At 66.8% G+C, this 19,081-nt stretch carries 14 protein-coding genes; 10 read left to right on the top strand and 4 right to left on the bottom strand.

Annotated elements, in window-relative coordinates; genetic code table 11:
* The first annotated feature begins 35 nt into the window (after window positions 1-35).
* From wrbA to LSQ66_RS08280, 10 genes are read left to right on the top strand one after another with little or no spacing between them, the layout of a single operon-like run.
* Window positions 36-644, top strand: coding sequence for an NAD(P)H:quinone oxidoreductase (wrbA, locus tag LSQ66_RS08325; RefSeq protein ID WP_231770073.1), 609 nt, complete (start codon window positions 36-38; stop codon window positions 642-644).
* Window positions 641-1,033 carry a DUF2069 domain-containing protein gene (locus LSQ66_RS08320; RefSeq protein ID WP_231769321.1) on the top strand — a complete coding sequence of 131 codons (393 nt, stop codon included), beginning with the start codon at window positions 641-643 and terminating at the stop codon, window positions 1,031-1,033. Before wrbA ends, LSQ66_RS08320 begins: the two co-directional genes overlap by 4 nt.
* Window position 1,034: 1 nt before the next feature.
* A complete protein-coding gene (locus tag LSQ66_RS08315) occupies window positions 1,035-2,447 on the top strand; it encodes an FAD-binding oxidoreductase (RefSeq protein WP_231769320.1) in 1,413 nt (470 codons plus the stop codon).
* A gap of 5 nt (window positions 2,448-2,452) precedes the next feature.
* Window positions 2,453-2,878, top strand: a complete 426-nt coding sequence (locus tag LSQ66_RS08310; protein WP_231769319.1) for a DUF4124 domain-containing protein — start codon at window positions 2,453-2,455, stop codon at window positions 2,876-2,878.
* Window positions 2,869-5,421, top strand: a complete 2,553-nt coding sequence (locus tag LSQ66_RS08305) for an ABC transporter permease (RefSeq protein WP_231769318.1) — start codon at window positions 2,869-2,871, stop codon at window positions 5,419-5,421. Before LSQ66_RS08310 ends, LSQ66_RS08305 begins: the two co-directional genes overlap by 10 nt.
* The gene (locus LSQ66_RS08300; RefSeq protein WP_231769317.1) at window positions 5,422-6,486 is read left to right on the top strand and encodes a lipocalin-like domain-containing protein; all 1,065 of its coding nucleotides are present in this window, start codon (window positions 5,422-5,424) and stop codon (window positions 6,484-6,486) included.
* A gap of 22 nt (window positions 6,487-6,508) precedes the next feature.
* On the top strand, window positions 6,509-8,353 hold the full coding sequence (locus LSQ66_RS08295; protein WP_231769316.1) for an ABC transporter transmembrane domain-containing protein: 1,845 nt from the start codon (window positions 6,509-6,511) through the stop codon (window positions 8,351-8,353).
* Window positions 8,354-8,364: 11 nt separating this feature from the next.
* Window positions 8,365-9,447 (top strand): threonine aldolase family protein, encoded by a 1,083-nt coding sequence (locus tag LSQ66_RS08290; protein ID WP_231769315.1) that lies wholly within the window; start codon window positions 8,365-8,367, stop codon window positions 9,445-9,447.
* Entirely contained in the window at window positions 9,444-10,814 is a 1,371-nt protein-coding gene (locus LSQ66_RS08285) for a DEAD/DEAH box helicase (RefSeq protein ID WP_231769314.1), read from the top strand. The genes LSQ66_RS08290 and LSQ66_RS08285 overlap by 4 nt, the downstream gene beginning before the upstream one ends.
* A gap of 38 nt (window positions 10,815-10,852) precedes the next feature.
* The gene (locus LSQ66_RS08280; RefSeq protein WP_231769313.1) at window positions 10,853-11,824 is read left to right on the top strand and encodes a thymidylate synthase; all 972 of its coding nucleotides are present in this window, start codon (window positions 10,853-10,855) and stop codon (window positions 11,822-11,824) included.
* 12 nt (window positions 11,825-11,836) lie between these two features.
* Here LSQ66_RS08280 and LSQ66_RS24695 read toward each other — a convergent pair whose 3' ends face one another.
* The 4 genes from LSQ66_RS24695 to LSQ66_RS08255 form a co-directional block, all read right to left on the bottom strand.
* Window positions 11,837-13,564 (bottom strand): methyl-accepting chemotaxis protein, encoded by a 1,728-nt coding sequence (locus LSQ66_RS24695; RefSeq protein WP_269449157.1) that lies wholly within the window; start codon window positions 13,562-13,564, stop codon window positions 11,837-11,839.
* Window positions 13,565-13,598: 34 nt separating this feature from the next.
* Window positions 13,599-17,408: a carbamoyl-phosphate synthase large subunit gene (carB, locus tag LSQ66_RS08265; RefSeq protein WP_307730248.1), complete on the bottom strand. Its 3,810-nt coding sequence runs from the start codon at window positions 17,406-17,408 to the stop codon at window positions 13,599-13,601.
* A complete protein-coding gene (gene carA, locus LSQ66_RS08260; protein ID WP_231769312.1) occupies window positions 17,401-18,552 on the bottom strand; it encodes a glutamine-hydrolyzing carbamoyl-phosphate synthase small subunit in 1,152 nt (383 codons plus the stop codon). Before carA ends, carB begins: the two co-directional genes overlap by 8 nt.
* 278 nt (window positions 18,553-18,830) lie before the next feature.
* The gene (locus LSQ66_RS08255; protein ID WP_231769311.1) at window positions 18,831-19,079 is read right to left on the bottom strand and encodes a DUF3297 family protein; all 249 of its coding nucleotides are present in this window, start codon (window positions 19,077-19,079) and stop codon (window positions 18,831-18,833) included.
* Between the last annotated feature and the right edge of the window lie 2 nt (window positions 19,080-19,081).

Here is a 19,081-nt window from a genome sequence, read left to right as displayed (position 1 = left end):
TTCGTTTTTGGTAGTGCGGCCCTATAATACCAATGATGAACGATTCGAACCTGACAATTCTTGTCTTATATTATTCCCGCCACGGCTCGACCCGCAAACTGGCCGAGCTGATCGCCCAGGGCATCGAGAGCGTTCCGGGTTGCGATGCGCGCCTGCGCACGGTGCCTGCCGTGTCCACCGTGACGGAGGCCACCGAGCCGGATGTGCCTTCGGAAGGCGCTCCCTATGTCGAGCTCTCGGACCTGGAGGAATGCGCGGGAATCGCGGTGGGTTCGCCCACCCGTTTCGGCAATATGGCATCGGCGATGAAGTATTTTTGGGACGGCACCTCGGCGCAATGGCTTTCCGGCACCCTGTCCGGCAAGCCTGCCTGCGTATTCACGTCCACCGGCAGCCTGCACGGCGGCCAGGAATCGACGCTGCTCACGATGATGGTGCCCCTTCTGCACCACGGCATGATGGTGCTCGGCCTGCCCTACAGCCATCCCGAGCTGATGACGACTGCCAGCGGGGGCGGCCCGTACGGGGCGAGCCACTGGTCCGGCCTCGAAGGCAAGAAGCCCATCACCGACGACGAAAAACGCCTGGCCATCGCGCTGGGCAAACGCCTGGCGGAAACCGCCGTGCGCCTGGGAGGCAAATGATGCGCAGGCAGGACGTATTCCATTACGGTGCAATGGGCAGCCTGGTGCTGCTCATCGCGTGGTGCGTGGCATGGGAAATGTGGATCGCGCCGCTGCATCCCGGCGGCTCGTGGATGGTGCTGAAGGCCGTCCCGCTGATCTTCCCGCTGGCGGGCGTCATCAAGCGCGACCTCTACACGCTGCAGTGGACCTCCATGATGATCCTGCTCTACTTCACGGAAGGCGTGGTGCGCGGCTGGAGCGACAGGACGCATCCATGGCTCGGCTGGGGGGAAGCGGGCATCGTGCTCGTGTACTTCGTGTGCGCCATCCTCTACGTTCGCCCCTACAAGCAGGCCGCCCGCAAGGCGGCCAAGGAACTGCTGGACAAGATCAACCAGGTTCACTGAGATGAACGCATCCTTCCTCGACCGCTGCCGCGCCCTGCTGGGCGGGGCCTGGGTGCTCGACAGCGAGGCGGACATGGCGCCCTACCTGCGCGACTGGCGCGGGCGTTTCACGGGCCGCGCGCTGGCCGTGCTGCGGCCGGGCTCCGTGGAGGAAGTGGCGGGCCTGGTCCGGCTCTGCGCCGAGGCGCGCGTGCCCATCGTTCCGCAGGGCGGCAATACGGGACTGGTGCTGGGCAGCGTGCCCGATGGGCAAGGCAGCGCCGTCGTGCTGTCGCTGGCGCGCCTGAACCAGATCCGCGTGATCGATGCGCTCAACCGCACCATGACGGTGGATGCGGGATGCATACTGCAGCAGGTGCAGGAGGCGGCCGCGGCCCAGGACTGCCTTTTTCCCTTGTCGCTGGCGGCCGAGGGCAGCTGCACCATCGGCGGCAATCTCTCCACCAACGCGGGTGGCACGGCCGTCCTGCGCTACGGGAACGCGCGCGAGCTCTGTCTCGGCCTGGAGGTGGTGACGGCGCAAGGCGAGATCTGGCACGGACTCCGCGGACTGCGGAAGGACAATACAGGGTACGACCTGCGCGACCTGTTCATCGGCGCGGAAGGCACGCTGGGCATCATCACCGGGGCGGTGCTGAAGCTCTACCCCAAGCCGAAGGCCAGCATCACGGCGCTGGTGGCGCTGCCCTCGCCCACCCAGGCGCAGCGCCTGCTGGCCCTCATGCAGGACCGTTGCGGCGCCAGCCTCACGGGCTTCGAACTCATGTCCGCCTACTGCCTTGCGCTCGTGGCGAAGCATTTCCCGTCCCTGCCCCGGCCTTTCAGCGAACCGCACGAGCAGTATGTGCTGCTCGAACTGTCCAGCACCGAGTCGGCGCAGCATGCAGTCGGCCTGCTCGAAGATGCAGTGGGTGCCGCCGTCAACGAAGGCATCGCCACCGATGCGGCGGTAGCCTCCACGGTAGCGCAGTCTCAGGGCCTGTGGCAATTGCGCGAACATATTCCCCTGGCGCAGGCGGCGGACGGCAAGAACATCAAGCACGATATCTCTCTGCCCGTGTCGAGCATTGCGGCCTTCATCGAACACACGGAACCACTGCTGCAGCAGGCCTTCCCCGGCTGCCAGCTGGTGTGCTTCGGCCATCTTGGCGACGGCAACCTGCACTTCAACGTAGCGCCGCCGCCCGGAGTCGCCAACGAAGCTTTCCTCCTTCATCAGGAGGCAGTCAACCGCGTCGTTCACGATGCCGTGCACGCGTTCTGCGGCTCCATCTCGGCCGAACACGGTATCGGCGCCCTCAAGCGGGACGAGCTGGCGCGCTACAAGTCGCCCGTGGAGCTGGGCATGATGCGCGCCATCAAGGCTGCATTGGACCCGCTGGGTATCATGAATCCCGGAAAAATCCTGGGATGAATGCCATGCACACCGTAATCGCCGCCATCGCCATGCTGCTTGCCGCTTCGGCGCAGGCGCAAACCATCCACAAATGCACAGTGGACGGCAAGATCACCTACAGCGAAGCGCCTTGCGAGCGCGGCACCGGCACGGTGCTGGCCGTTCCGGATGCGCCGCCTGCCAATCCCGAAAGCAAGGCCGCCCTGAAGCGCATGCAGAAGGAGGCTGGCGCCCTCGAAAAGGAGCGCAAGGCGCGCGAGGCGCGGCAGGAGCGCGAAGATGCGCGCCATGACAGGCAGGCTGCCGACCACCGGCGCCGCTGCGGCAAGCTGGCCCTCGAACGCAAATGGGCGGACGAGGACGTGCGCCGTTCATCGCCGCAATCGATGGAGGCCGCGCGCACAAAGGCCCGGCGCGCCGCCGAGCGCCAGGCGCTGGAATGCCGCTGAAGCTCACGCGCTGGCTGCTGTTCGGGGAATGGCGCGCCCATCCCCTGCGTGCGCTGATGGCGGTGGCTGCGATTACCGTCGGCGTGTCGCTGGGCTTTGCCATCCACCTGATCAATGCCGCCGCCTTCAACGAGTTCTCGACCGCCATCAAAAGCCTCTCCGGCCAGGCGGACGTGCAGGTCAGCGGCGCGGAAGCGCTGTTCGACGAAGACATCTACCCGCGCCTGGCCACGCGCGACGCCGTGGCGGTGGCTTCTCCCATCCTTGAATTCGACGCTTCCCGCCCCGGCGGCAAGCCGCCGCTCAAGATCATCGGCCTCGACGTGTTCCGCGCCGGCTTCATTTCCCCCGACCTGATCGGCGCTCCTGCCGATGGCGATTCCTTCGACACGCTCGCCGCCGATGCGGTCTTTCTCTCGCCCGCCGCGCTCTCCTGGCTTGGCGTGCAGCCTGGCGCCACGGCGCTGTTCCAGTCCGGCACCCAGCCCGTTTCGCTGCGCGTGGCCGGTTCGCTGCAGCGCACCCGCGTTGGGCAGCGCATCGGCGTCATGGATATCGGCGCCGCCCAGTGGCGCTTCAACCGGCTCGGAAAACTGTCGCGCGTGGACCTGAAACTGCGCGATGGCGTCAATCGCGACGCCTTCCGCGCAGCGCTTGCCGCGGAGCTGGAACGCGATTTCCCGGGCCGTTTCCGCGTTGGCCAGCCGAACGACGAGGACCAGGAAAGCCGCAACAGCAAATTGAGCCGCGCCTACCGGGTGAACCTGAGCGTGCTGGCGCTGGTGGCCCTGTTCACCGGCGCCTTCCTCGTCTTCTCCACGCAGGCCCTGTCCGTGATGCGGCGGCGCAGCCAGTTTGCCCTGCTGCGCGTGCTGGGCCTGGAACGCCGAAGCCTGCTGGCCCAGGTCCTGCTCGAAGGGCTCAGCCTGGGCCTGCTGGGCGCCGCCGCCGGTATCGCCGCAGGCTATGCGATGGCGGCCGCCGCCCTGCACTTCTTCGGGGGCGACCTTGGCGGCGGCTATTTCGCCGGTGTGCGCCCCGAAGTCCAGTTCACGCCGGTGGCGGCCGGCGTCTACTTCGTGCTCGGCGTCGGCGTGGCCTTGCTTGGCTGCGCGGCGCCAGCGCTGGAGGCGGCGCGCGCGGCGCCTGCCATTGCCCTCAAGGCCGGAGCGGACGAAGTCGCCCTGTCCCGGCTTTCCCGCGCCTGGCCCGCCTTGCTGTGCCTCGCCGCGGCGGCAGGCATGTCGCAGCTGCCGCCGGTATTCGAGCTGCCCATATTCGGCTATCTGTCAATTGTCCTCCTGCTGGTTGGCGGCATTGCGCTGATGCCGCGTATCGCCTCCATGGTCTTCCGCTTCGCCCACGCACGGTGGACGGCGGCGACCGCCACGCATCCCGCCGCGCCGCCCGTGCCCTCGCTCACCCTGGCGCGGCTGGCCAATGCTTCTGGCCAGGCGGGCATCGCGCTGGGCGGCGTGCTGTCCAGTTTCAGCCTGATGGTGGCCATGGCCATCATGGTGTCCAGTTTCCGCGTGTCGGTGGACGAATGGCTGCTGCAGGTGCTGCCCGCAGACATGTATGCCCGCACCGCGGGCGGCGGCGCCACGGCGGGCCTCACGCCGCGCGAACAGGACGCGCTGCGCGCCCTGCCACAGCTGGCCAGGACCGATTTCATGCGCTTCCGCTCCATATCGCTCGCTGCCGACCGTCCCAATGTCGCGCTGCTGGCGCGCGACATCGATCCGGCCCACCCGGAACGGACCATGGTGATGGTCGGCGAAGCGCTCGCACCGCGCGGCCTGCCGCCCGTCTGGGTTTCGGAGGCGGTGGCGGACCTGTACGGGGTGCATGCCGGCGCCACCATGCGCCTGCCGCTCCAGGGCGCGCTGCGCGAATTCTTCGTTGCGGGCATCTGGCGCGATTACGCCCGCTCCACGGGGGCCATCCAGATGCGGCGCAGCGACTACGCCCGCATCACCGGCGACCGGGACGTGAGCGATGCAGCCATGTGGCTGGCCAAGGGCGCCACGCTGGCCGACGCGCAGGCCGCCGTGAAAGGACTGCCTTTCGCGCAGGCGCTCGAAGTGGCCGTGCCCTCCGAAATCCGTGCGCTGTCGCTGAAGATCTTCGACCGCAGCTTCGCCGTGACCTATCTGCTGGAAGCCATCGCCATCGTGATCGGCCTGTTCGGCGTGGCGGCCACCTTCTCGGCGCAAACGCTGGCGCGCGCCAAGGAGTTCGGCATGCTGCGCCATGTCGGCGTCACGCGGCGGCAGGTGCTCGGCATCCTGGCCATCGAAGGCGGCTCGCTGACGGCGCTCGGCATCCTCACCGGCCTGCTGCTCGGCTGGTTCATCAGCCTGATTCTCGTGCATGTCGTAAACCCCCAGTCCTTCCACTGGACGATGGAGATGCACTACCCATGGCCGCTGCTGGGCAGTGTCGCCGCCGCGCTGCTGGCCGCCGCCATGGTGACGGCCCTGGTATCGGGACGGCAGGCGCTGTCCGGCGGCCCCATTCGCGCCGTGCGGGAGGACTGGTAAATGCGCGCCCTGCTGCTTCTCGTTCTTGTGCTGTGCCAGCCGCTGCTCGCCGCGCCGCCCGCCTATGCGCCGGTGCGTCCCGGCGCCACCCTCGCGTTTCCCCGCGACTTCGGCGCGCATCCGGAGTTCCGCACCGAGTGGTGGTATGCCACCGGCTGGCTCACGACGGCCGAGGGCAAGTCCATCGGCTACCAGGTCACCTTCTTCCGCAGCGCGACGGCGCACGACGCGGACAATCCCAGCCGCTTTGCGCCCAAACAGCTCATCATCGGCCACGCGGCGGTATCCGATCCCGCCATCGGCAAGCTCCTGCACGACCAGCGCAGCGCCCGCGAAGGCTTCGGCCTCGCCTACGCCGCGACCGCCGATACGGACGTGAAGCTGGACGACTGGCGCATGTGGCGCAATCCGGAAGGCAGCTATGCCGTGGATATCCGCGCCGCCGAATTCACGCTGCAGCTCACATTGACGCCCACGCAGCCCATTCTGCTGCATGGTGTGAATGGCTATTCCCAGAAAGGGCCGCGCCCCGGGCAGGCGAGTTATTACTATAGCAAGCCGCAGCTGGCCACCAGGGGCACGGTCACGATGAAGGGGCGCAGCGTGGCGGTGAGCGGAAAGACGTGGCTCGATCATGAGTGGTCCAGCCAGGTGCTGGACGAACAGGCGGCGGGCTGGGACTGGCTGGGCGCAAACCTGGACGACGGCGGCGCCCTCATGGCTTTCCAGATCCGCAGCAGGCAAGGTGGTAAACTATGGGCCCACGCGACATGGCGCGACGCATCCGGTAAGATCACGCATTACGCTCCGGACCAGGTCAGCTTCACCCCGCAGGCGCGCTGGCGTTCTCCCCGCACCAATGCCGAGTATCCGGTTGCGACCCGGATCGTGACCGGCGCCACCGTGTGGGATGCCGCCCCGCTGCAGCAGGACCAGGAGCTCGATTCGCGCCGCTCGACGGGCGCCGTGTACTGGGAAGGTGCGACCACCGTGCAGCGCGGCGGCCAGCCCGCCGGCCATGGCTATCTGGAACTGACGGGCTACGTCCGCCCCATGAAACTGTAGAGACAAGAAGACTACCAAGATAATGAGCAACAGCACCACCAGCAGCGCCGCCACCCAGAACAGCAATCCGCCCAGCGACACCCGCGAACTGAAAAAAGGCAGCCTGGCCGCCTTCAAGGGCCTGGCGCCCTTCCTGAAGCCCTACCGCAAGCAGTTTGTCATGGCGGCCATCGCCCTGACTGTCGCTGCCGGGGCCACGCTGGCCATTCCCGCGGCCTTCAAGCAGATGATCGACATGGGCTTTGGCGCCTCGGCGGGCGTGCGCAGCGTGGAGCATGTGAACACGGTGTTCCTGGTGCTGTTCGCGGTGTCCGCCGTGCTCGCCCTGGCGACGGGGGCACGTTTTTATACCGTGTCCTGGCTGGGCGAGCGTGTCACGGCCGATATCCGCAGCGCCGTCTACCGCCACGTGGTGCAGCAGAGCCCCGCCTTCTTCGAGACCACGCAGACGGGCGAAGTGCTGTCCCGCATTACCACCGATACGACGCTGATCCAGGCCGTGGTGGGCTCCAGCATCTCCATGGCGCTGCGGAACATGCTGCTCTTCCTGGGCGGCCTGGTGATGCTGTTCGTGACCAGCCCCAAACTCTCCTCCATCATTATCGGCCTGCTGGTGCTCACCGTGCTGCCCATCGTGCTGTTTGGCCGCCGCGTGCGCAAGCTTTCGCGCGATTCGCAGGACCGCATCGCCGACGCTTCGGCCATGGCGGGCGAAATCCTGAACGCCATGCCGACCGTGCAAGCCTACACCCACGAGCACATCGAAACGAGCCGTTTCGCGTCCTCCGTCGAAAACGCCTTCGGCACGGCCATGCGCCGCATCCGCGCCCGCGCCCTCCTCACCATGCTCGCCATCGTCCTGGTGTTCGGCGCCATCGTGTTCGTGCTGTGGCTGGGCGCCCATGCGGTGCTGGAGGGCTCGATGACGGGCGGCGACCTGGGACAGTTCATTCTCTACGCGTCCATCGTGGCGGGCTCCATCGGCGCCCTGTCCGAAGTGATGGGCGAGGCGCAGCGCGCCGCTGGCGCCACCGAGAGGCTGCTGGAGCTGATGTCGGTGCAGTCCGAGATCCAGCCGCCTGCCCAGCCGCTGCCGCTGCCGCCGCGCGCGGCCAATGGCGCCGCGCTGACGCTGGCGGATGTGACCTTCTCCTATCCGTCGCGCCCGGAAACTGAGGCGCTGTCGCACCTGTCCTTCGATATCCGCCCTGGCGAAACGGTCGCCATCGTCGGTCCGTCCGGTGCGGGCAAGACCACCCTCTTCCAGCTCTTCCTGCGCTTCTACGATCCGCAGCAGGGCACCATTCGCCTCGACGGCGTGGATATCCGCCAGCTCGGCCTGCACACCCTGCGCGAAGCCATCGGCATTGTGCCGCAGGATACGGTGATCTTCTCTGCCGATGCGATGGAGAACATCCGCTATGGCCGTCCGGACGCGAGCGACGAAGAGGTGATCCAGGCGGCGAAGCTGGCCGCGGCCCATGAATTCATCGAGCGCCTGCCGAACGGCTACAAGGCCTTCCTGGGCGAACGCGGCGTGCGCCTCTCCGGCGGCCAGCGTCAGCGCATCGCCATCGCGCGCGCACTGCTCAAGAATCCGCCCCTGCTGCTGCTGGACGAAGCCACCAGCGCCCTGGATGCGGAATCCGAGCGCCTGGTGCAGTCCGCGCTCGAAGCCGCCATGGTCGGCCGCACCACCGTCATCATTGCGCACCGCCTGGCCACCGTGCAGCGCGCCGACCGCATCCTCGTCATGGAAGACGGCAAAGTGGTCGAAATGGGCACGCACCAGTCCCTCGTGGCCATGGGCGGCATCTACGCCAACCTGGCCGCGCTCCAGTTCCACAACGTCCACGTAGTTCATTGAGGGGGAAGCCCGTGACCGACGCCGAACTGCGCCAGCAATGCCATACCATCCTGCCGGGCCACCGGCAGCTCACGCCTGCGCAGAGCTTCGCGGCCATGGCCGAATGGTGCGAGCGCAATGGCGTGCGGGCAGACGTGTACGGAGAAGGTGACCTGATCCAGTCGCTGGAACGCAAGGTGGCGCAGCTTCTGGGCTTTGAAGCAGCCGTGTTCTGCATCACCGGCACCATGGCCCAGGTCACGGCCCTGCGCCTGGCCTGCATGGAGCGCGGCAGCAGGCTGGTTGCCCTGCACCCGACGGCGCACATCCTGAAGCACGAACGCGGCAATCATCAGCTGCTGGGCCACTTCGATGCGCTGCAGACGGGCAGCCCGCATCGTCCTTTCACGCTGGACGAAATCAAGGCCATTCCGGACAAGCTTGGCGCCGTGGCCATCGAACTCCCCGCGCGAGAAATCGGCGGCCAGGCTCCCTCGTGGGAAGAGCTGGACGCCTTCAAGGCCTGGGCGCGCCAGACGGGCACCCACCTGCACATGGACGGCGCCCGGCTGTGGGAAGCCGCGGCGGGCTATGGCCGCAGCCCCCAGGACGTGGCAACCGGTTTCGATTCGGTCTACGTATCGCTCTACAAGGGCATCGGCGGCATGGGCGGCGCCTTGCTGGCAGGCAGCGCGGAATTCGTGGCCAGGGCGCAGGAGTGGTTCCGCCGCCAGGGAGGCAACGTCTTCACCCGCACGCCTTATGTCGTTTCCGCCGCCATGCACCTCGACGAGCGCCTTGCAGCCATGCCGGCATATTTCGCGCGCACACAGTGGCTCTACGAGGCGCTGCGCAGCTATTCCCGGCTGGCGCCGAATCCCGCCCGCCCCCAGGCGAACATGCTGCATGTTCATATGCCCGTTGCCCGCGAGCGCGCGCTGGAACTGCGCAACCGCATCGCGCAGCAGCACGGCATCTGGCTGTTCAACCACGTCATGCACGCCCAGCTGCCGGACCACTGCTATACGGAGTGGTACGTCGGCGACCAGACCCTCGGCCTGCCGGACGAACGGGTGCACGCGGCCCTGAAACTGTGGGAGGAGGCCTGCCAATGAGCTTCCAGGCACTCAAATTGATCGATCCGCTGCTGCGCACCCTGGAATCCCTGGGCTACGACAAGCCCACACCGGTGCAACAGCAGGCCATTCCCGCCGTGCTGGCCGGACGCGACCTGCTCGCCGCCGCGCAGACCGGCACCGGCAAGACGGCAGGCTTCGCCCTGCCCTTGCTGCAGCGCCTCACCATGGAGGGCGGGAAGGCCGCGCCGCAATCGGTGCGCTGCCTGGTGCTGGCGCCGACACGCGAGCTCGCGGAACAGGTCTACGAAAGCTTCCGCCGCTATGGCGGCAACCTGCCGCTGCGCAGTTCCGTCGCCTACGGCGGCGTCGCCATCGATCCCCAGCTGGCCAAGCTGCGCAAGGGTCTTGATGTACTGGTGGCCACGCCGGGCCGCCTGCTCGACCTGCACCGCCAGGGCGCCGTAAACTTCGGCGAGCTGCAAACCCTGGTGCTGGACGAGGCGGACCGCATGCTGGACCTGGGTTTTGCGCAGGACCTGGATGCCCTTTTCGCCGTGCTGCCCGCCGAACGCCAGACCCTCCTTTTCTCGGCCACCTTCTCCGACGCGATCCGCGCCATGGCGGGCAAGCTGCTGAGCAATCCCGTTTCCGTACAGGCCAGCCCGGTCAACGCCGCTGCCCGCACCGTGCGCCAGATGGTGTACACGACCGACAAGAAGACCAAGCCCGCGCTCTTCCTGCACCTGCTCCGCACCAAACGCTGGGGCCAGGCGCTGGTCTTCGTGAAGACACGCAAGGGCGCCGACCAGCTGGTATCGCAGTTGCAGGCGGAAGGCATCAGCGCGGACGCCATTCACGGCGACAAGCCGCAGCCCGCACGCCTGCGCGCGCTCGAACGCTTCAAGGCGCGCGAGGTGCAGCTGCTGGTGGCCACGGATGTCGCCGCGCGCGGCCTCGACATCCAGGCCCTGCCGCTGGTGGTGAATTTCGACCTGCCGACGGTGGCCGAAGACTACGTGCACCGCATCGGCCGCACCGGACGTGCGGGAGCCGAAGGGGAAGCGGTATCGCTGGTGTGCGCGGACGAAGTGGAGCTGCTGCGCGCCATCGAAACACTGACGCGCCAGGTCCTGAAGCGCGACGAGGTGCCTGGCTTCGAGGCGGACCACCGCGTGCCGTCCACCGGAACACCCGCAGCGGGCGCCAAGCCTTCCCAGGCCGCCAGGCGTGCTTCCGCGGCCAGGCCGGGCCGTCCCATGGCGCCGCAAGGCTTGCCCAAGGGCGCTGTCATCGTCGCCGGGGGCAAAGGCGCCAAGGCGGCGGCCAAGGCAGCGGCGAAGAATGTGGCGAAGGCCATGGCGCGCGGGGGCCGTTCGCCGGGCGGCCGCTCGGGCAAGCGTTGAGCCCTGCGCTACAATCCAGAATTCAAGCGGAGAACCGAATGCAGCAATACCAGGAATTGATCAAGACCGTGCTCGAACAGGGCAGCTGGCAGGATAACCGCACGGGCATCCGCACCCTGAGCGTTCCCGGCGCCATGATGCGCTTCGACCTGCGCGACGGCTTCCCCGCCGTGACCACCAAGAAGCTGGCGTTCAAGTCCGTGGTGGGCGAACTGTGCGCCTTCCTTCGCGCCTCGCGCAGCGCGGCGGATTTCCGCGCCCTTGGCTGCAAGGTGTGGGACCAGAACGCAAACGAGAATGCGCAGTGGCTGGCCAATCCCTACCGCGAAGGCCTGGACGACCTGGGTCCCGTGTACGGCGTGCAGTGGCGCCAGTGGCCGGGCTACAAGGTGCTGGATGCAGCCGAAGGCGCGAAGATCGCGGACGCGCTGCGCAACGGCTTCCGCCAGGTGGCGCCGCTCGAAGAGAACGGCGTGAAGAAGGTACTGCTGTACAAGGCCATCGACCAGCTGCGCGAGTGCCTGGACACGATCGTGAACAATCCCTCCAGCCGCCGCATTCTCTTCCATGGCTGGAACCCGGCGGTGCTGGACCAGGTGGCGCTGCCCGCCTGCCATCTGCTCTATCAGTTCATTCCGAACGCGACGACGAAGGAGCTCTCGCTCTGCCTCTATGTGCGCAGCAACGACATCGGCCTGGGCACGCCTTTCAACATCGCCGAAGGCGCAGCCCTGCTTGCGCTGGTGGCACGCCTGACCGGCTACACGCCCCGCTGGTTCAGCTACTTCATCGGCGATGCGCACATCTACGAGAATCATATGGAGATGGTGCAGGAGCAGCTCAGGCGCGAGCCGCTGCCCCTGCCGCAGCTGGTGATCTCCGGGCGCGTGCCCTCCTTTGCGCAAACGGGCAAATACGAGCCCGAATGGCTGGAGAAGATCGAGCCTTCCGACTTTGTGCTGGAAGGCTACCAGCACCACCCGCCGCTCACGGCCCCGATGGCCGTGTAGCGCAGGCGCTCCTTAGAACTCTTCCCAGTCCGAATCCGAGCCATTGGCCACGGCGCGCGTCGCCCTGGCGGCCGGTTTCACCCTCGCCACAGCGGAGGTCTTGCTCAACTGGCGTGAAGGTGCGGGCTTGCGCGCCATCGGCGTCACCACGGCCTTCGGTTTCGCCGCGGCTTCGTCCAGCGTGAACACGCTCACCACCTTCGACAGCTTGTCCGCCTGCGCGTGCAGGGAATCGGCGGCCGCCGCGGCCTCCTCCACCAGGGCCACGTTCTGCTGGGTCAGCCCGTCCATCTGCATGATGGCCTCGTGGATCTGATCCAGCCCGCTGGTCTGCTCCTGGCTGGCGTGGGTGATCTCGCTCATGATGCCGGTGACGCGCTCGATGCTCGTGACGATTTCGCGCATCGTTTCGCCTGCCTGGTCCACCAGGCGCGCGCCGCTGTCCACCTTGTTCACGGAATCGTCGATCAGCTCCTTGATCTCCTTCGCCGCGCTGGCGGAGCGCTGGGCCAGATTGCGCACTTCGGAAGCCACGACCGCAAAGCCGCGCCCCTGCTCGCCCGCGCGCGCCGCTTCGACCGCCGCATTCAGCGCCAGGATGTTGGTCTGGAAAGCGATACCGTCGATCACGCCGATGATGTCCACGATGCGCTTGGAGGAATCGTTGATCGAACCCATGGTATCGACCACCTGCGAGACCACGACGCCGCCCTTCACCGCCACGGCCGATGCCGACTGCGCCAGCATGTTCGCCTGGTGCGCCCGGTCCGAGTTCTCCCTCACCGTTCCCGTCAGCTCCTCCATCGCCGATGCCGTTTCCTCCAGCGAGCCGGCCTGTTCGCCGGTGCGGTGCGAGAGGTCTGAATTGCCCGCCGCGATCTGGCCCGAGGCGCTGGAAATGGTATCGGTGCTCGCCCTTACTTCAGCGACGATGCCGGAGAGGTTCTGGCGCATCCTGTCCAGCGCCGTCAGCAAGGTGCCGATCTCGTTGCCGTAATGGCTTGGAATATGGCCGCTCAGATTACCCGCCGCCACGTGCTCCGCCAGTTCCATTGCCTGCGAAAGCGGACGCGAGATGCTGCGCACGAGCACCAGGCCAGCGAGGACGCTGAGCACAATGCCGCTCGCCACGGCCGCAATGGTCAGGTAGCGGAAGCGTTCGAGCGACGCATCCACCTCCGCCGCATGCTCCTCCGCGCGGCGTTCGGCCAGCTCGCTCAGCGCCTTGAGCGCGCCGTCGCCCACGCGATAGCTCGGATTGATCTTCTTGATCAGCACCTGCTGGGCATCATCCCACTGCTCCGCCTTGATTGCGTCGGAAGCGGCCTTGATGTGCGCCAGGCCGAGTCCATCGCTCTTGCTGTACCACTCCTCGGCCAGCGCCCGCTCGTCGCTCGTGCTGATGCCTTCGAGGTAGCGTTTCCAGCGCGCCGCCACTTCCTCCGAGGCGGCATCGATCAGCTTGTAGTGGTTGGTGAGCGGGTGGTCGTGCATCTTGGACCATTCCAGGGTGGGATTGTGCTGCAGCGCCTGCAGTACCTGGCTGCGGTTGGTTTCCATCGCCAGGCGGATGGCGTCGCGCTCATTGCCGTTGCGTTCATCGGCCAGGGTGATCTGCTTGAGCAGCCGGACCGAATTCGATGAGCTGTACATGCCCATGCCGCCGATTCCCAGCATGAGCACCGTCAGCGTAGCGATGACCCCTAGCACGAGAGTCCTGATCCTGATATTGTCGAACATTTTGTACTCCTTCAGTATTTGAAACGGTTGGCCCTTATGCCAGGGCCTTCTTTGCAAAGAATTGGTGCAGCGGACCACGCAGCTGTTCCACGTGGTCGAACTCGATGTAGGTCACATCGCACATGTCGCCGAGTTCGCGCAGCAGGGTGGTCTTGATGGGGGCTCCGCGCCACACGAGGAAGAGCACCGGCGTGCAGCGGCCCTTGAAGATGTGGTAGCTCAGTTCGAAGGCGCTGCTTTCACTCATGCCCACGCGGATGTTGATCATCACGTCGGCCTGGTCGAGCAGCTGCAGCCGGTGCTGCCGGAACAGCGGTGGCGTGAAAGGCTGCCCTTGTTCGCGCTCGAAGCTCTGGCGGAAGGTGTCGGCGCTTTCGGCCTGCCTGCCGGTGAGATAGTCGAAACGGTAGGGATGTCCGTCCGCGCTCTCGATCACCTGCAGGATCTCGGCGATCATGCGCTGCTGTTCGCGGTCGGACTCCGTGAAGGGCTGGCGGATGAAGAGCCGGAGCGCTTCGCTGCCATCCCTGCCATCGCGCGGCGCGCGGCGCCGCTCCGGCAATTCGATGCCGGCCGGCGCCGGCGGCATGCGGGCCGCGGTCAGCAGCGCCTGGGCCGCCTCGTGCTGCCCGGCTGCCCCTGCGTGCAGCTCCTGCAAGGACCGCAGCGAAAGCCGGCCCGCATGCGCCAGGGCGTCGAATGCCGCCTCGGCCGCGGCCAGCGTGGTAAACAGCACCGAACCGCCGCCCGCCAGGGCAACGCGCAATGCCTGTGTGGCTGTCACCGCGCTGCGCTTGTCGTCCACCGTGACCACCGCCATGGCGAATTCGCCTCGCGCTGCCATGGCGGCCACGTCGTCCTCGCCAATGGAGGTGACCGAGACATCGGCCGACGTCAGAACGACAGCCGTGAGCTTGCCTGCGTACAGCTCGAAGCCGGCGGCCTGCAGTCCCTTTGCCAGCGCAATGGCGCGCCCCTGGTCCGCGATGCGCAGCCGCAGGAATACGCGGCCCTTGTGCGGCAGGCGGACGCCCGCGCCCAGCTGCGCCTTGTAGAAGGCTTCGCCGAACGTGGCGCCCACGCCCATCACCTCGCCGGTGGACTTCATCTCGGGGCCCAGGGCCAGGTCCACGCCCGGGAACTTGGCAAACGGCAGCACCGCCTCCTTCACGCTGAAGTAAGGCGGCACCACTTCGCCTTCGATGCCCTGCTCGGCCAGCGTGCGGCCCGCCATGCAGCGCGCGGCGATCTTCGCCAGCTGGCGCCCGCAGGCCTTGGACACGAAGGGCACGGTACGCGAGGCGCGCGGGTTCACTTCCAGCACGTAGATCACGTCGCGCACGCGGCCATCCGTCTTCTGGCTCTGCACGGCGAACTGCACGTTCATCAGGCCGACCACATTCAGGCCGCGCGCGAGCCGCACCGTCTGCCGCTTGATTTCGGCTACCGTGGCGTCGGACAGCGAATACGGCGGCAGCGAGCAGGCCGAGTCGCCTGAGTGGATGCCCGCCTGTTCGACGTGCTCCATGACGCCGCCGATCACCACCGCCTTGCCGTCGGATACGCAGTCCACGTCCACTTCAATGGCGTCGGAGAGGAAACGGTCCAGCAGCACGGGAGAATCGTGCGAGACCTTGACGGCTTCCCGCATGTAGCGCTCCAGGTCCGAGCGCTGGCTGACGATCTCCATGGCCCGTCCGCCCAGCACATAGGAAGGCCGCACCACCAGCGGATAGCCCACCTCCTCCGCCTGGCGCAGCGCCTCGGCCTCGGTGCGCGCAGTGCGGTTGGGCGGCTGGCGCAGATCGAGTTCACCCAGCAGCTTCTGGAAGCGCTCGCGGTCTTCCGCCGCATCGATCATGTCCGGCGAGGTGCCGATGATCGGCACGCCGTTTGCCTCCAGCGCCAGGGCCAGTTTCAGCGGCGTCTGGCCGCCATACTGCACGATCACGCCTTCGGGCTGCTCCAGCGCCACGATCTCCAGCACGTCCTCCAGCGTCACGGACTCGAAGTAGAGCCGGTCGGACGTATCGTAGTCGGTGGACACTGTCTCGGGATTGCAGTTGACCATAATGGTCTCGTAGCCGTCCTCCCGCATGGCCAGCGCGGCGTGCACGCAGCAGTAGTCGAACTCGATGCCCTGCCCGATGCGGTTCGGGCCTCCGCCCAGCACCATGATCTTGCGGCGCGACGTGGGCTGCGACTCGCACTCTTCGTCATAGGTGGAGTACATGTAGGCGGTGCGGGTGGCGAATTCCGCCGCGCAGGTATCCACGCGCTTGTAGACGGGCAGCACGCCAAGTTCATGGCGGCGCGCCCGCACGGCCGCCTCGTCCACGTTCAGCAGGTCAGCAAGGCGCCGGTCGGCGAAGCCCTGCTGCTTCAGGCGGTACATCTCCGCGCGTCCGATACCGGCCAGCTTCTGCGCGGCCACCCACTGCTCCACCTGCACGATGTCGCGGATCTGCACCAGGAACCAGGGGTCGATGCAGGTCAGGCTGTGCACCTCCTCCAGGCTCATGCCCTGGGCGAAGGCCTCGCCCACGTACCAGATGCGCTGCGGACCGGCGACCGCCAGTTCCTGCTCCAGCACCGCGCGGCCTGTGCCCAGGCGGGTAAAGCCGTCCATGCCCACGTCCAGCCCGCGCAGCGCTTTCTGCAGAGACTCCTGGAAGGTGCGTCCCATGGCCATGGCCTCGCCCACGGATTTCATCTGCGTTGTCAGGCGCGCGTCGGCGCCAGCGAACTTCTCGAAGGCGAAGCGCGGCACCTTGGTGACCACGTAGTCGATGGATGGCTCGAACGAAGCCGGGGCCGCGCCGCCGGTGATCTCGTTGCGCAGCTCGTCCAGCGTGTAGCCCACGGCCAGCTTGGCGGCCACGCGCGCAATGGGGAAGCCGGTCGCCTTGGAGGCCAGCGCGGACGAACGCGATACGCGCGGGTTCATCTCGATCACGATCATGCGGCCATCGGCAGGGTTGACGGCGAACTGCACGTTCGAACCGCCCGTATCCACGCCGATCTTGCGCAGCACTGCGATGGCCGCGTTGCGCATGATCTGGTATTCCTTGTCGGTGAGCGTCTGCGCTGGCGCCACGGTGATGGAGTCGCCCGTGTGCACGCCCATGGGATCCAGGTTCTCGATCGAGCAGACGATGATGCTGTTGTCCGCGCGGTCGCGCACCACCTCCATCTCGTATTCTTTCCAGCCCAGCAGCGATTCCTCGATCAGCAGTTCATGGGTGGGCGAGAGTTCCAGGCCGCGCGAGCAGATCGTATGGAATTCGTCCGCGTTGCGGGCGATGCCGCCGCCGCTGCCGCCCATGGTGAAGGACGGCCGGATAATGACGGGGAAGCCCAGCGTTTCCTGGGCAGCCCAGGCCTCGGCCAGGCTGTGCGCGATGCCCGATCGGGCTGACTGCAAGCCGATCTCGCTCATGGCGGTCTTGAACTTGGCCCGGTCTTCCGCCTTGTCGATGGCCTCCGGGCTGGCTCCGATCAGCTCCACGCCGAAGCGTTCCAGCACGCCGTGGCGATACAGGTCCAGCGCGCAGTTGAGCGCCGTCTGCCCGCCCATGGTGGGCAGCACGGCCTGCGGCCGTTCCTTCTCGATGATGCGCGCCACCACTTCCCAGGTCACCGGCTCGATATAGGTGGCGTCGGCCATGTCCGGATCGGTCATGATGGTGGCCGGGTTGCTGTTGACCAGCACTACCTCGTAGCCTTCCTCGCGCAGGGCCTTGCAGGCCTGGGCGCCGGAGTAGTCGAATTCGCAGGCCTGGCCGATCACGATGGGGCCCGCGCCGATCAGCAGGATGCGTTGAATGTCTGTGCGCTTAGGCATGGCGGCGGTCCTTCATCATGGCGACGAAACGGTCGAACAGGGGCGCGAGGTCGTGGGGACCGGGCGAAGCTTCGGGGTGGCCCTGGAAGCAGAACGCGGGCCGGTCGGTGCGCATGAAGCCCTGCAGCGAGCCGTCGAACAGCGACACATGGGTGGCGCGGCAGTTGGACGGCAGCGTTTCGGCGTCCACCGCAAAGCCGTGGTTCTGGGAGGTAATGAGCACACTGCCGTCGCTCAGGTCCTGCACCGGGTGGTTGGCGCCGTGGTGGCCGAACTTCATCTTCACCGTGCGGGCGCCGGAAGCGAGGGCCATGATCTGGTGGCCCAGGCAGATGCCGAAGGTGGGAATGCCCGCATCGATCAGCTCACGTGCCGCATCAATGGCGTAGTCGCAGGGGCCTGGATCGCCGGGACCGTTGGAGAGGAAGATGCCGTCCGGATTGAGCGCGCGGGCCGCCGCGGCGCCGGCCTGCGCTGGCAGCACCGTGACGCGGCAGCCGCGTTCGGCCAGCATGCGCAGGATGTTGTGCTTCACGCCGAAGTCGAAGGCCGCCACGTGGAAAGCGCCCTCGCCGCGCTGGCCGTAGCCCTGGCCCAGGCGCCACTCGGTCTCTTTCCACTCATAGGCTTCCGCAGTGCTGACGGTGCGCGCCAGGTCCATGCCGGACAGGCCGGGGAAGCGGCGCGCCAGCGCAATGGCTTCCTCATCCGAACCGCCGGTGACGATGGCGCCGTTCTGCGCCCCGCCCTCGCGCAGGATGCGCGTCAGCTTGCGGGTGTCGATGCCCGCGATGGCCACAATGCCCTGGCTGCGCAGCCAGTCCTGCAAGGTCTGGCGGGCGCGGAAGTTCGAGGGTAGCATGGCCACGTCCTTCACGATCAACCCTGCGGCATGAATGCGCGTGGACTCGCCGTCCTCGTGATTGACGCCGGTATTGCCGATGTGGGGATAGGTCAGCGTGATGAGCTGCCGGGAGTAGCTCGGGTCGCTCAGCATCTCCTGGTAGCCGCTCATGGAGGTGTTGAACACCACCTCGCCGCAGGTGCTGCCCTGCGCGCCGATGGCATGGCCGTGAAATACGGTTCCGTCCGCCAGCGCGAGGGTCGCGGGCGAGGACATGCGGTGCAGCGGATGATTTTCCATCCTGTTGTCTCCAATCTCGTTAATGACTTGCATGATGTATTGCCACTACGCAATACTTCACAACGGAAGGACAATAGACGAAAAATCCCCGCTACATTCTCTCTCTTTGTCACAAACAACAGATTTATTAGATCTGCCGCAAATTTCGCGAATTTCAAGACGATAGCAAGCACACGGCAGGCTGCCGTTCGGGCTCTGGAATGGGGTGTGAAGGGCGTTGCGCCGGGCGGCGCGGGGCGGGAAAAGGAACGGCCGCTTGGCAGCGGCCGCGAGGGGACTTACTTGTAGAAGGCTTCGACCTTGCCCTTCAGCTTGATGAGCATGGGGCGGCCCTTGCGGTCGAGCACCTTGCCGGCGGGGACCTTGATCCAGCCTTCGCTGATGCAGTATTCCTCGACGTCGTAGCGTTCCTTGTCGTTGAACTTGATGCCCACTTCATGCTGGAACACAGCGGGCACGTGATGGGGGCTGCTCGGATCGACCGACAGGCGGTCGGGCAGTTGTGGGGGCGTCGTAGTATCGTTCATGG

The sequence above is a fragment of the Massilia endophytica genome, assembly GCF_021165955.1.
Classification (GTDB): Bacteria; Pseudomonadota; Gammaproteobacteria; order Burkholderiales; family Burkholderiaceae_D; genus Rugamonas; species Rugamonas endophytica.
The sequence above is the reverse complement of the archived record's forward strand: the minus strand, read 5'-3'. Positions and strand labels throughout refer to the sequence as shown.

Coding starts and splice junctions, on each gene's coding strand:
- wrbA (WP_231770073.1), top strand. CDS start 36: ATGAACGATTCGAACCTGACAATTCTTGTCTTATATTATTCCCGCCAC.
- LSQ66_RS08320 (WP_231769321.1), top strand. CDS start 641: ATGATGCGCAGGCAGGACGTATTCCATTACGGTGCAATGGGCAGCCTG.
- LSQ66_RS08315 (WP_231769320.1), top strand. CDS start 1,035: ATGAACGCATCCTTCCTCGACCGCTGCCGCGCCCTGCTGGGCGGGGCC.
- LSQ66_RS08310 (WP_231769319.1), top strand. CDS start 2,453: ATGCACACCGTAATCGCCGCCATCGCCATGCTGCTTGCCGCTTCGGCG.
- LSQ66_RS08305 (WP_231769318.1), top strand. CDS start 2,869: ATGCCGCTGAAGCTCACGCGCTGGCTGCTGTTCGGGGAATGGCGCGCC.
- LSQ66_RS08300 (WP_231769317.1), top strand. CDS start 5,422: ATGCGCGCCCTGCTGCTTCTCGTTCTTGTGCTGTGCCAGCCGCTGCTC.
- LSQ66_RS08295 (WP_231769316.1), top strand. CDS start 6,509: ATGAGCAACAGCACCACCAGCAGCGCCGCCACCCAGAACAGCAATCCG.
- LSQ66_RS08285 (WP_231769314.1), top strand. CDS start 9,444: ATGAGCTTCCAGGCACTCAAATTGATCGATCCGCTGCTGCGCACCCTG.
- LSQ66_RS08280 (WP_231769313.1), top strand. CDS start 10,853: ATGCAGCAATACCAGGAATTGATCAAGACCGTGCTCGAACAGGGCAGC.
- LSQ66_RS24695 (WP_269449157.1), bottom strand. CDS start 13,564: ATGTTCGACAATATCAGGATCAGGACTCTCGTGCTAGGGGTCATCGCT.
- carB (WP_307730248.1), bottom strand. CDS start 17,408: ATGCCTAAGCGCACAGACATTCAACGCATCCTGCTGATCGGCGCGGGC.
- carA (WP_231769312.1), bottom strand. CDS start 18,552: ATGGAAAATCATCCGCTGCACCGCATGTCCTCGCCCGCGACCCTCGCG.
- LSQ66_RS08255 (WP_231769311.1), bottom strand. CDS start 19,079: ATGAACGATACTACGACGCCCCCACAACTGCCCGACCGCCTGTCGGTC.